Below are 13,338 nucleotides of genomic sequence, written 5' to 3' on the forward strand. Positions count from 1 at the left end.
TTGATCTCCTTTCATGGATCTTGATGGGATGAAATATGTTTTTACAAAGTTGTTTGCTTTGTTTTTGATGATATTAGGATATCACGCATTTCTTTTCAAAAATATAACAATCCTGTCATGATATGCAAGATATTTGTCAGACTGTTTTTCACTTTTTACTGTAGCTCTGCATAAAAACGTAACCGATACATATGCGGTTGCTTCGGGAGCTTTCTCAGATCTGTCTCATACTCTTCCTGTACTTATGCGGTGAAACCTTATTGGACTGCTGAAATTTCTTTATAAAATAACTTGTACTGTTAAATCCCACCTGCATGGCGATCTCCGTCACAGGTGAATCGGAATGCGTAAGAAGATACTTCGCCTTCTCCATACGGAAGTCATTGATGTATTCCACCAGGGTTTTTCCCGTATACTGGCGGAAAAGCTTCATAAAATAATACTCACTGTAATTGGAAAGTCCGGAAAGCTCTGAAACGGTAAGATTCTCCTGGTAGTGAAGGCTGATATGATCCAGCACTTCCTTTACTGCTGCAAGGCTCTTGTTCTGCTCTGTGCTTACCGGGATAATATAATGCTTCGTCAGCATCTCATAAAAGAAATCAAAGAACAGCATTTTCAGCTTCACATAGAAATATGGCTTCTTCTCCGTATGACAGTCATGGATCTCCAGAAAAATTTCCCGTAGCTTCTCATATCCGGAATCTCCTTCTTCTATATGATGGCAGAATTCTGCCTTGTTTTCTATTAATGGTGATACCACACATTCCTGGCAGATATCTCCCGGCTGACCTGCAAGGAAGCCCAGGCTGAAAACCACACTCTTATAATAAAGAGGCTTCTTAAGATCCGTGCGCATACTATGGAGAACTCCGCAGTTCACGATCAGGATATCCCCCTTTTTCAGGCGGATGCTCTCCCGGTTCAGTCTGGCAAAGCCACTGCCTTTTTCAATATACATGATCTCCATCTCACTGTGCCAGTGGTCATACAGTGCATGAAAGATCTCACAGTTCGCCATATAGGTTTCCACCGGCAACTCAAAGGAACCGTGAGGGCTTAATTCTTTTAAATTATCATCCACTTCGGATACGTGAAGAGGATTTTTTGCGGATGTGTCTGTTTCTGGCATGATTTCCTCCGTGATCAATATCTATCCTGCGAACACTTGCCTTACGCTGGATATACAATCCTTGCATGATGATTCTGTTTGACTCCCTTAGTGTAAAGGATATTTACAACCATGACAATATTATATTTTCCTGTTTTCTTTTTTATGACGTTACGGTTACTCTGTTCTCAGCAGCACGCTTCGCGATGCACTTCCATAAACGGCAATCTTGACTTTTCCCCTTCCAACTGCTATATATAATATTTAGAATAAAATAATTTGACTTTAAAAGGAAAGAAAACTACCATGAATCCATTAAAAAAAGCTTACTGCCGGGTTTTCCAGAATGTCTTTAAATTCGCCCTTCCACTGCTTCCTTACCGCAATCCGAAGATCATCGGAAGCGTCAAAGGTATTCCGGAAGTTCTGGAAAAAAGAAACTATAACAATGTACTCATCATCACAGATGCAGGAATCCGAAGCCTTGGCCTTACAGAAAGACTGGAGCAGACACTGAAGCGAAGCTGCATCTCTTACCACATCTACGACAAAACCGTTGCCAATCCAACAACCGTCAATGTGGACGAAGCCCTTCACATGTATCTGGACAATGACTGCCAGGCGATCATCGGCTTCGGCGGAGGTTCCAGTATGGACTGTGCAAAAGCCACGGCAGCCCGCATTGCCAAGCCACACCAGTCTCTTGCTCAGATGAAGGGAATCCTGAAAATCCACAAAAAGCTTCCTCTTCTCATCGCTATTCCTACAACTGCCGGAACCGGAAGTGAAACAACACTTGCAGCCGTGATCACAGATGCACAGACCCGGCACAAATATGCCATCAACGATTTTCCGCTGATCCCACGCTACGCAGTCCTTGACCCGAAAGTGACTTTAAGCCTTCCGCCGTTTATCACAGCTACCACCGGCATGGATGCCCTGACTCACGCAGTGGAAGCCTACATTGGAAATTCCACTACACCTGGCACAAGAAAAAATGCCCTGGATGCTGTCAGACTGATCTTTGAAAATCTGGATACCGCCTACACAGACGGCAATAATATTGAAGCAAGACGAAATATGCTCCGCGCTTCCTATTTCGCAGGCTGCGCCTTCACCAAATCTTACGTTGGATATGTCCACGCAATTGCACATTCCCTTGGTGGAAAATATAATGTTCCACACGGACTTGCCAATGCAGTGATCCTGCCTATGGTGCTGGAAACATACGGAGATTCCATCACTCACAAGCTCCGCAACCTGGCTGTAACTGCAGGTCTCTGCGACAAACATGAGGATGATAAAACTGCTGCACAGATGTTTATTGATGCTGTAAAAGATATGAAAAAACGCTTCGGTATCGGTGATCACATCCCTGAGATCCAGGAAACAGATATCCCGGAACTTGCTCATTATGCAGACAAAGAAGCCAATCCGCTGTACCCGGTTCCTGTGCTGATGGATGCCGGTGAACTTGAAACACTGTATTACAGACTGATGCCTCCGGCAGGCAATTGCTAAAACAGCCATTGGCATAGAAAGATTTTTTCGATATTTCGAATACAGTTTTTTCAGAAAGGACTACAATTCCATGGAAAAAGAACAGATCAACCAGCTTTTAGATAAACAGCGCCAGTACTTCTACTCCGGCGCAACTCTTGACCTTGATTTTCGCATCAGCGCCCTGAAACGTCTCCGCGCTTCCATCCGGAAACACGAAGATCAGATCCACGCCGCGCTGAAAAAGGATCTGGGAAAAAGTAATTTCGAAAGCTATATGTGTGAGACCGGACTGGTGCTCTCCGAGATCACACATATGCTGAAAAATATCCGCTCCTACGCAAAAGAACAGGCCGTTCCAACTCCACTGGCACAGTTCCATTCCCGCAGTTTCCGCAAACCATCCCCCTACGGTGTTGTTCTCATTATGAGTCCGTGGAACTATCCGTTTCTTCTCACCATAGAACCACTGGTAGACGCCATTGCAGCCGGAAACACAGTCATCCTGAAACCAAGTGCCTACTCACCGGCAACAAGTGAAGTGATCCGTCTTCTCATCCATGAATGTTTCGATGAAAAATACGTTGCAACTGTCACAGGCGGACGTGCGGAAAACACACATCTTCTCAGTCTGCACTTTGATTACATCTTCTTCACGGGAAGCCAGTCTGTGGGAAAAGAGGTCATGAGAAAGGCTTCCGAACACCTCACACCAGTCACTCTGGAGCTGGGTGGAAAAAGCCCCTGCATCGTGGACAAAACAGCCAATCTCCGCCTTGCGGCAAAACGTATCGTATTCGGCAAGTTCCTGAACTGTGGCCAGACCTGCGTGGCTCCGGACTACATCTACTGTGATCCGGAGATCAAAGAAGCCCTGGTCGCAGAGCTTCGCAGACAGATCACACGCCAGTATGGAAAAGAACCACTGAAGAACCGGAATTATGGAAAGATCATCAACGAAAAGCATTTCGACCGTATCAACAGTCTGATCGATCCTGCCAAAACTGTCTGCGGCGGTGGTTCCAACCGTGAAACACTTCAGATCGAGCCGACGGTTCTTGATAACGTAACCTTCGAAGATCCGGTCATGCAGCAGGAAATCTTCGGTCCGGTACTTCCGGTCCTCACCTATGACTCTCTCGGAGGTGCCGTAACAAAGATCAATTCCATGGCACATCCGCTGGCTCTTTATATCTTCACCGAAGATGAAAAAAATGCCCGGGAAGTTACTTCCCGATGTGGTTTCGGCGGTGGCTGTATCAACGATGTCCTCATACATCTGGCAACCAGCAATATGGGCTTCGGCGGCTTTGGTGAAAGCGGCATGGGATCCTATCATGGCATCGACGGCTTCCGGACATTCTCTCATTATAAGAGTATTGTAGATAAAAAGACCTGGATCGATCTTCCTATGAGATATCAGAAATATCGGAAGATTTATGAAAAAATGGTACAGTTGTTTATGCGATAGATATGAAGGGAGGGCGCTGCCTGATGCATCGCCCTCCTGTTACTTTAGATTTTCTTATTATTTTTCCCAGATGATCTTTACCGGCATGATCCCGGTCAGTTCTTTGCTTTTTTCATCCGACTGGCTGCAGCCTGCATAAATTTCAAATTTCTTTCCTTCTTCCATCCGTTTTCCTGTTTCATCTACTACGGTGAATGCTTTTTCCCATATTGGGATTTCTATTTTTCGGCATTCTCCCGCCTTCAGGAATATCCGCTGAAAACCGGCCAGCATCGGATTGGGAATGGCATTTTTGCTGTCGATATTTTTTACATAGATCTGAACAACATCCTCTGTATCATATGCGCCGTTATTCTGCACTTCTACCTCCACGTTTATCTTCTGTCCACATGTTTTGACCTCTGCTTTATCTACTGCCACCTTACTGTACGTCAGACCATATCCAAAAGGAAACTGTGCTTTTCGTTCCATATAGCGATATGTTCTGCCTTTCATGGAATAATCGGTAAAATCCGGAAGTTCTTCCAGGCTTTCATAAAATGTCACCGGAAGTTTTCCTGATGGCGAGATTTCTCCAAACAGTACCTTTGCCGCTGCCTTCCCGCCCTGGCATCCAGGATACCACAGCATCATGACTGCATCAAATTTCTCTGCCGCATATTTCAGATTAAGGTCACTTCCTGCCAGCAGACAGAATACTGCCGGTTTTCCGGTGTCTGCGATTGCTTCCATCAGTTCTCGCTGTACTCTGGGAAGTTCAATATCTTCTTTATCTCCCGATACATAGCTGTTTCCGGTGTCTCCCTCTTCTCCTTCCAGTGTCTCATCCAGTCCCATACATAAGATCACCACATCGCTGTTTTCCGCAACCACCTTTGCTTCCGCAATACGATCTCTGGTAAACGCAAGGTGCTCCGTCCGGTCTCGGAACAGATCACAGCCTCTGGAAGTAAGGATCCTTACATCGTCTCCCACATAATCCTGGATGCCTTCCTGTATGGTAATATACCTAGAAGCTGTCCCGTGATAATTGCCGATCAGCGCCTGTCTGCTGTCCGCATTTGGTCCGATGATCCCTATTGTTTTCAGTTTTTCTTTATCAAGCGGAAGAATCCCGTTATTTTTCAGCAGAACAAAACTTTTTTCCGCTGCTTTCTCCGCTGCATCCAGATGCCTGGGAGATTCCACCTCCATGTAGGAGAGATTGTCATATTCGCTTCCATCAAACAACCCCAGCAGATACCTTGTGGTAAAAAGCCGCACTGCTGCCCGAGTTATGGTTTCTTCTGTGACAAGCCCCTTTTCGTATGCCTTCATAATGTGAAGATAGGTATTTCCACAATTCAGGTCACAGCCATTATTAATAGCCAGTGCTGCAGATTCAACGGCTGTATCCGTTACCATATGGTGTTCATGAAAATCACGGATCGCCCAGCAGTCTGATACAAAATGCCCCTGAAATTTCCATTCGCCTCTGAGTTTTTTCTGTAATGTGGGACTTCCGCAGCAGGGTTCCCCGTTTGTCCGGTTATAAGCTCCCATAACCGCTTCTACTTTCGCTTCTTTTACCAGACCTTCGAATGCCGGCAGATACGTTTCTTCCATATCTTTTGCGGATGCTTCCGCATCAAATTCATGACGGAGTGCCTCCGGCCCGGAATGTACTGCAAAATGTTTGGCACAGGCTGCTGCCTTCATTGTATCCCCATTCCCCTGAAGTGCTTTTACAAAGGAAACTCCCAGTTCTTTTGTAAGATACGGATCTTCCCCATAAGTTTCATGACCTCTACCCCATCGTGGATCACGGAAAATATTGACATTAGGAGACCAGAACGTCAATCCCTTATAAATATCTCTGTCACCGTTTACGGAATATGCATTATACTTTGCTCTGCCCTCTGTTGCCACGATACCGGCCATCTCTGCCACACTTTTCCGGTCAAAAGCTGCCGCCATTCCGATCGCCTGTGGAAAAACCGTTGCCTGCCCTGCTCTGGCAACACCGTGAAGTCCCTCATTCCACCAGTTATACGCCGGAATTCCCAATCTTTTTATTGCAGGTGCATCGTACCTTAACTGACTGGCTTTTTCCTCCAGAGTCATCCTGGCAACCAGCGCTTCTGCTTTCTTCTTTGCTTCTTCCCGATTCATCCCCAATTTCCTCCTCACCTTTTTTTATATCATCTATCATTTGGTCTCTGACTGTCAAGTAGATATTTCCTGCAATTTTTCCGGCCTCCGTTCAGAGCAGAAAAAAAATCTGCTTTACCCTTTCTTTGGGATAAAGCAGATTTTTATTACACTTTGTGATCTGTGTTCCGATTTCAGCCGGGAACTTATCTGATCGCATCCTTCATCTCTTTCACATAAGCCTTCACCTTCGGCACGCAGTCTTTGCCGTAGGCACCACAAAGCTTCACGATCGCAGATCCTACAATGGCACCGTCTGACTGATCTGCCATTTTTTTTGCCTGCTCCGGAGTTGAGATTCCGAAGCCTACGGCACATGGGATGTCTTTCTGGGCTTTTACCAGCTTTACCATAGCTCCGATATCTGTGGTAATGCTGGTACGCATTCCTGTTACACCAAGGGAAGATACGCAGTAAACAAAGCCTTCCGCCTCTTTTGCGATCATGGCGATCCGCTCATGGGAGGTCGGTGCGATCAGGGAGATCAGGTCAAGGCCGTACTGTTTGCACACAACATCAAACTCTTCTTTTTCCTCAAACGGAACATCCGGAAGGATCAGTCCATCCATTCCAACTTCCGCTGCTTTCTTGATAAAACGCTCTGTTCCGTAAGAAAATACTACGTTTGCATAGGTCATGAATACCATTGGGATTTTTGTATTTTTACGGATTTTTTCTACCATTGCAAAAACTTTATCTGTAGTCACGCCACCTGCAAGTGCCCGGACATTAGCTTCCTGGATCACAGGTCCCTCTGCGGTAGGATCTGAGAACGGGATCCCAAGCTCGATCAGATCTGCTCCTGCTTCTTCCATTGCATAAACCAGCTGCTCTGTTACCTCCAGAGACGGATCTCCGCAGGTTAAAAAAGGAATAAATGCTTTTCCGTTTGCAAATGCTTCTGTAATTCTCTTATTCATGAATATCCTCCCCTCTGTAGCGGGCAATTGCCGCACAGTCCTTATCTCCACGTCCTGAAATGGTAACTACCATGATCTTGTCCTTTCCAAGTGTCGGTGCGATCTTTTTCGCATAGGCCACTGCGTGGGCACTTTCGATCGCAGGAATGATTCCTTCTGTTCTGGAAAGATATTCAAAAGCATCTACTGCTTCGTCATCTGTAACAGGAACGTACTCTGCTCTTCCGATATCATAAAGGTGTGCATGCTCCGGACCTACACCCGGATAATCAAGACCTGCGGAGATGGAGTATACCGGTGCGATCTGTCCGTATTCATCCTGGCAGAAGTAGGATTTCATACCATGGAAGATTCCGAGACGACCGGTTGCGATGGTTGCCGCAGTCTCCGCAGTATTCACGCCACGTCCTGCTGCCTCACAGCCGATAAGACGAACGTCTTTGTCCTCAATGAAATTGTAGAAGGTTCCGATAGCATTGGAGCCGCCGCCCACACAGGCCAGGACAACATCCGGAAGTCTGCCCTCTTTTTCCAGCATCTGTTCTTTGATCTCCTTGGAGATCACTGCCTGGAAATCACGTACGATAGTTGGGAACGGGTGCGGTCCCATAACAGATCCCAGTACATAATGGGTATCTGCAATACGGTTTGTCCATTCACGCATGGTCTCGGAAACGGCATCCTTTAAGGTTGCGGTTCCGCTTGTGACTGCATGGACTTTTGCTCCGAGAAGACGCATTTTGTAAACATTCAGTGCCTGACGTTCCGTGTCTTCTTTTCCCATGAATACCTCACATTCCATTCCCATCAGTGCTGCTGCGGTTGCAGTTGCAACACCGTGCTGGCCGGCTCCTGTCTCTGCGATGACACGCGTCTTGCCCATTTTTTTTGCAAGAAGTACCTGGCCCAGAACGTTATTGATCTTGTGGGCTCCTGTGTGGTTTAAGTCTTCTCTTTTCAGATAGATCTTGGCTCCGCCAAGGTCCTCGGTCATGTGTGCCGCATAGTAAAGACGGGAAGGTCTTCCTGCGTATTCATTGAGAAGCTCTGTAAGCTCGCGGTTGAATTCCGGGTCGTTTTTGTAATGATTATATGCTTTCTCAAGCTCCAGAACGGCGTTCATCAGTGTTTCCGGGATGTACTGTCCGCCATGGATGCCGAATCTTCCTTTTGACATGTTAAAAATCCTCCTTTATGTTCCTCACGGTCTGTACCGCTTTTACTATTTTATCCGGGTCTTTGTAACCGTCGGTTTCTACGCTGCTGCTTAAATCTGCTGCCCAGGGATGCAGCATTTTTATGGCTGTTTCCAGATTGTCACATCCCAGGCCTCCGGCCAGAAACCAGGGACGCTTTATAGCCGGTACCAGATTCCAGTCAAAGGTCTCTCCGGTGCCCCCGGATCCCTGATCCAGAAGAATGTAATCTGCTTCCGAACGGATCGCACTCTTTACATCTTCTTCTGTTTTTATGGAAAAAGCTTTTATCAGAAGCTGGTCCGTCATAGTCTTAAGCTGTCTGATATACGCTTCGTCTTCCTGTCCGTGAAGCTGTGCCAGGGCAATGGTTCCTTCATTTAAAAGCCGTGCGGGAAGTTCCACCGGCGCATTGACGAATACGCCTGCCGGCAAAATGCTTTCATCCAGTTTTTCTCTGAGCTGCCGCAGCTGATCTACTGTGACGTTTCTCCGGCTTTTCGGGAATTCTACAATGAATCCTGCAAAGTCCGGTTTCGCTTCGTTAACTGCCTGGATATCTTCCGGGCGGGTCAAGCCGCAGATCTTGATCCTGGTTCTTTTCTTCAATGCTTCTTTCATCTCAGTACTCCGCCATTTAACTCTTCCAGCGCTGCTTTTTTATCCAGGCTTCGCATCAGTGTCTCGCCGATCAGGACCGCGCCTACCCGGTTTCTTTCCAGAATAGCGATGTCTCCGGCGTTTTTGATTCCACTTTCCGAAACAAATACCACATTGTCCGGTGCCAGGTTTCGAAGACGGATGCTGTTATTCATATCAACTTTAAAGGTTTTCAGATCCCGGTTATTTACACCGACGATCTTCGCTCCTGCTTTCAGTGCCCTTGCCACTTCTTCCTCGTCGTGAGCTTCCACCAGTGCATCCATTCCCAGATCTTCTGCCAGCTCCCGGTATTCCCGAAGTTCCTGAGCATCCAGGATGGCACAGATCAGAAGCACTGCCGATGCGCCGAATGCTTTTGCCTGAAAGATCATATACTTATCCACCGTAAAGTCTTTCCGGAGAACCGGGATATCCACCATTTCCGTGATCTCACGAAGATACGTGTCACTTCCCATGAAATAAAAAGGTTCCGTAAGGCAGGAGATCGCAGATGCACCTGCTGCCTCGTATTCTTTCGCAATTTCCAGATATGGAAAATCTGCTGCGATCAGTCCCTTGGAAGGGGAAGCTTTTTTTACTTCGCAGATGTAGGACATGCCCGTTTTTTTCAGAGCTTCCAGAAAAGAAGGCTGCTGCGGCGCTTTTTCTGCCAGGGCTTTCAGCTGTTCCAGAGGAAGCTGAAGTTTTTCTCTCCGGATACGTTCTCTTGTTTTTTCTGCGATTTCTTCCAGAATGTTTTTTTCACTCATTCTTTGTTTGTCTCCTCGATAAATTCCTCAAGCTTCGCTGCTGCAGCACCACTGTCAATCAGATTTTCTGCCATCTTCACGCCGGCTTCCAGGCTCTCTGCTTTTCCTGCAATATAAAGTGCGGCACCTGCGTTCATGCATACAGCCTGACGCTTCGCTCCTTTTTCGGTTCCTTTTACAATAGCTTTTGTAATCTCTGCGTTTTCTTCCGGTGTGCCGCCTGCCAGTTCCTCTTTGCTGCAGCGTGTATAGCCGAACTGCTCCGGTGTGATCTCGTAGGACTGGAACCATCCGTCCCTGATCTCGCATACGAAAGTCGGCGCGCTCATGGAAATCTCATCCAGGCTGTCCTGTCCGAAAACGACCATTCCACGGTTCACGCCAAGTTTCATCATAACCTGGGCCAGCGGCTCTACCAGAGACTGGTCAAATACTCCCATCAGCTCCATGTTTGCGCCTGCCGGGTTGCTTAATGGTCCCAGGATATTAAATACGGTACGGATTCCAAGCTCTTTCCGGATCGGTGCCACATATTTCATGGCAATGTGATAATTCTGTGCGAACAGGAAACAGATGTTGATCTTTTTCAGGATATCAGCACTTTTTTCCGGTGGGATGGTGATCTTTACGCCAAGTGCTTCCAGAACATCTGCTGCTCCGCTTTTGGAGGATGCTGCGCGGTTTCCGTGTTTTGCCACCGGAACGCCGCCGGCTGCGATCACAAGGGAAGAAGTTGTGGAAATGTTGAAGGAATTTGATCCGTCACCGCCGGTTCCAACGATTTCCAGAACATCCATATCGTGGAGAAGTTTGATGCAGTGTGCACGCATGCCTGCTGCAGATGCTGTGATCTCATCAATGGTTTCGCCTTTCAGTGAAAGCGCGGTAAGGTAGGATGCCATCTGTACCGGTGTTGCCGCTCCGTCCATGATCTCATTCATTACGGCTTCTGCTTCGTCATATGTAAGGTCTTCTTTTTTTGAAAGTTTGATGATTGCTTCTTTGATCATTGTGGTTTCCTCCTTATTTCGCTCTTACAACCTTCATAAAATTCTCGATCATCGTTTTTCCATCTGGTGTCATAACCGATTCTGGATGGAACTGTAATCCAAAGATTGGATATTTTTTATGTTCCAGTGCCATCACCTCGCCGTCCCCGGACTCCGCGGTGACAATCAATTCTTCCGGTAATGTATCCCGGATTGCTGCCAGTGAGTGATATCTTGCCGCCAGAAAAGTTTCCGGCAGTCCCTCAAACATCTGACTCTCACCAACTTTATGAATTTCCTTCTGCTTGCCATGCATCAGCTCTTTTGCATAGGAGACGGTTCCTCCGAAGGCTTCACAGATGGACTGATGTCCAAGGCAGATACCCAGAATCGGCAGTTTGTCCTTGAAATATTTTATAGATTCAATGCAGATCCCTGCATCTTCCGGACGTCCCGGGCCCGGAGAAAGTATCAGGGCTTCCGGCTTCATATCCTCAAGTTCTTCGATGGTCACTTCATCATTTCGCACAACCTTGATATCCGGTTCCACGGAACCGATCAGCTGGTAAACGTTATAGGAAAAGCTATCATAATTATCGATCAGTACTATCATTCCAGTCCCTCCTGTGCAGTTTCGATTGCCTGTACAACGGCTCTTGCCTTGTTGCAGCATTCCTGGAATTCATTTTCCGGAACACTGTCTGCCACGATCCCGGCTCCGGACCGGATGCAGATCTCACCGTTCTTTTTATAAACCAGGCGGATGGCAATGCAGGTGTCCAGGTTTCCGGCGAAATCCAGATATCCGATGGCGCCGCCGTAAATCCCCCGTTTGCTCTGTTCCAACTCCTGGATGATCTGGCAGGCACGGAACTTCGGTGCTCCGGAAAGGGTTCCTGCCGGGAGGATGGCATCTACTGCATCCACCGCGTCTTTGTCATCCCGGATCTGTCCGGTAACTGTGGAACCGATATGCATAACATGGGAAAAACGCTCGATGCACATATATTTTTCTACTTTTACAGTTCCGATCTTGCTGATCTTTCCGATATCATTTCTTCCAAGATCTACAAGCATGTTGTGCTCGGCACGTTCTTTTTCATCGGAGAGAAGGCCTTTTTCCAGTGCCTGGTCTTCTTCTTTTGTCTTGCCCCTTGGTCTGGTTCCTGCTAACGGGAAGGTGCTTAATTCCGTTCCGGTAAGCTTGGCCAGTGTTTCCGGGGATGCTCCTGCGATCTCAATATCATCGCTGGAAAAATAAAACATATACGGAGAAGGATTGGTAGCCCGGAGAACGCGGTAAGTATCAAACAGGCTTCCTTCAGCTTTTGCCCGCATCGGGTTGGAAAGGACTACCTGGAAGATATCTCCCTCACGGATGTAATGTCTTGCGGTTTCTACCATCTCACAGTATTTTTCTTTTGGGAACTGTGGTTCAATGGAAGATTTCAGTTTCAGGGACGGGAACTCATCCTGTTTTCCGTTTCGGATCAAATCTGCCATTTCTTTTAACTTCTCTTCGGCTTTCCGGTAGGAATTTTCCAGATCATCCGTCATCACGCCGGTGATCAGAAGTACCTTCTGTCTGTAATGATCAAAAGCGATTACCTGGTCAAAAAGCATCAGGTCCATATCCCTGAAATCCTGTACAGTCTCATCGGTAAGTTTCAGCTTCGGCTCGCTGTACTTGATGTAATCGTAGGAAAAATATCCTACCAGACCACCGGTGAATGTAGGCATATTTTCCAGCACCGGACTTTTGTATTCTTTCAGAATCTGGCGGATGGCATCTCCAGGATGCTTTACCTGCTGTACAGTTTTTTCTTCGGTTCCGTCCTCGTGGATCTTTCGGATCTGAAGATTTCCGTCTGTACAGGTGATTTCCATAGATGGCTCATATCCCAGGAAGGAATAGCGTCCCCATACTTCTGTCTGGCTTGCACTTTCCAGAAGATAACAGTGTCTGCTGGCTGTGCGTAAGGTTCTCATGACTTCTACAGGTGTGTAGCGGTCGGAATACAGCTCGTGGCATACGGGGATGCGCCGGTATTCGCCTGACTGTGCAATATTCTTAAGTTTTTCTAATGTTGGATACATATACAGGCCCTCCTGAGTTCTTTTCATTCCTTTACCGGAGGAAACGGAACGATATGAAAAAGAAAACGCCCGTCTCCGGCAGAATCTGGTTCTGCCAGGGACGAGCGTCAAATTCCAAATCACCCGCGGTGCCACCCTGATTCACGGTTCGATCCGTGCACTTAGCGGAATACCTACATATTCCCGGCAACTGACGTATGCCTTCACGTCACAGAATACTCGGTATCCATAACACCTTTCCCTGTGCCCTCTGCGGTCCATTTGGTAAACTGCTTCTCGGCCCGGCTCTCACCCTCCCGGACTCTCTGTGCGCGCATGAGTACCTTTATCTCCGCTTCAACGGTTTAGTGGTTTACTCGATTAAATTTTTTATATAAAATAGCACAGGATTTTTAATATGTCAATACAAAAGTTGAAAAAAATGTCATTTTATTCTATAATTGTGATAGTGT

At 46.9% G+C, this 13,338-nt stretch carries 11 protein-coding genes; 2 read left to right on the forward strand and 9 right to left on the reverse strand.

Translation table 11 applies throughout. From position 1 onward, the window contains the following. Nucleotides 1–214: 214 nt before the first annotated feature. Nucleotides 215–1,132, reverse strand: a complete 918-nt coding sequence (locus tag ACTNDQ_RS13030; RefSeq protein WP_441064787.1) for an AraC family transcriptional regulator — start codon at nt 1,130–1,132, stop codon at nt 215–217. A 285-nt stretch (nt 1,133–1,417) separates the two neighbouring features. On the opposite strand from ACTNDQ_RS13030, the gene ACTNDQ_RS13035 reads away from it, so the two are divergent. Continuing rightward, nucleotides 1,418–2,632, forward strand: coding sequence for an iron-containing alcohol dehydrogenase (locus tag ACTNDQ_RS13035; protein ID WP_441064788.1), 1,215 nt, complete (start codon nt 1,418–1,420; stop codon nt 2,630–2,632). Between the two features lie 70 nt (nt 2,633–2,702). Beyond that, complete coding sequence (locus ACTNDQ_RS13040) at nt 2,703–4,082, forward strand: aldehyde dehydrogenase (protein ID WP_441064790.1); 1,380 nt, start codon at nt 2,703–2,705, stop codon at nt 4,080–4,082. A 57-nt stretch (nt 4,083–4,139) separates the two neighbouring features. Here ACTNDQ_RS13040 and ACTNDQ_RS13045 read toward each other — a convergent pair whose 3' ends face one another. From ACTNDQ_RS13045 to trpE, 8 genes are all read right to left on the reverse strand, one after another. After that, a complete protein-coding gene (locus tag ACTNDQ_RS13045; protein ID WP_441064792.1) occupies nt 4,140–6,233 on the reverse strand; it encodes a glycoside hydrolase family 3 C-terminal domain-containing protein in 2,094 nt (697 codons plus the stop codon). 185 nt (nt 6,234–6,418) lie between these two features. Beyond that, entirely contained in the window at nt 6,419–7,192 is a 774-nt protein-coding gene (trpA, locus tag ACTNDQ_RS13050) for a tryptophan synthase subunit alpha (RefSeq protein ID WP_059086055.1), read from the reverse strand. Further along, nucleotides 7,185–8,369 carry a tryptophan synthase subunit beta gene (gene trpB, locus ACTNDQ_RS13055; protein WP_441064794.1) on the reverse strand — a complete coding sequence of 395 codons (1,185 nt, stop codon included), beginning with the start codon at nt 8,367–8,369 and terminating at the stop codon, nt 7,185–7,187. Before trpB ends, trpA begins: the two co-directional genes overlap by 8 nt. Nucleotide 8,370: 1 nt before the next feature. Then, complete coding sequence (locus ACTNDQ_RS13060; RefSeq protein WP_441064796.1) at nt 8,371–9,009, reverse strand: phosphoribosylanthranilate isomerase; 639 nt, start codon at nt 9,007–9,009, stop codon at nt 8,371–8,373. Beyond that, complete coding sequence (trpC, locus tag ACTNDQ_RS13065) at nt 9,006–9,800, reverse strand: indole-3-glycerol phosphate synthase TrpC (RefSeq protein WP_441064797.1); 795 nt, start codon at nt 9,798–9,800, stop codon at nt 9,006–9,008. Before trpC ends, ACTNDQ_RS13060 begins: the two co-directional genes overlap by 4 nt. Next, nucleotides 9,797–10,810 carry an anthranilate phosphoribosyltransferase gene (gene trpD, locus ACTNDQ_RS13070; RefSeq protein ID WP_441064799.1) on the reverse strand — a complete coding sequence of 338 codons (1,014 nt, stop codon included), beginning with the start codon at nt 10,808–10,810 and terminating at the stop codon, nt 9,797–9,799. Before trpD ends, trpC begins: the two co-directional genes overlap by 4 nt. A 13-nt stretch (nt 10,811–10,823) precedes the next feature. Continuing rightward, nucleotides 10,824–11,402 (reverse strand): glutamine amidotransferase-related protein, encoded by a 579-nt coding sequence (locus ACTNDQ_RS13075; RefSeq protein ID WP_177289768.1) that lies wholly within the window; start codon nt 11,400–11,402, stop codon nt 10,824–10,826. Then, nucleotides 11,399–12,886, reverse strand: a complete 1,488-nt coding sequence (gene trpE, locus ACTNDQ_RS13080) for an anthranilate synthase component I (protein ID WP_441064801.1) — start codon at nt 12,884–12,886, stop codon at nt 11,399–11,401. The genes ACTNDQ_RS13075 and trpE overlap by 4 nt, the downstream gene beginning before the upstream one ends. Nucleotides 12,887–13,338 lie beyond the last annotated feature (452 nt).

This window comes from Blautia massiliensis (ex Liu et al. 2021), from assembly GCF_052064225.1.
GTDB classification, from domain to species: domain Bacteria; phylum Bacillota; class Clostridia; order Lachnospirales; family Lachnospiraceae; genus Blautia_A; species Blautia_A fusiformis.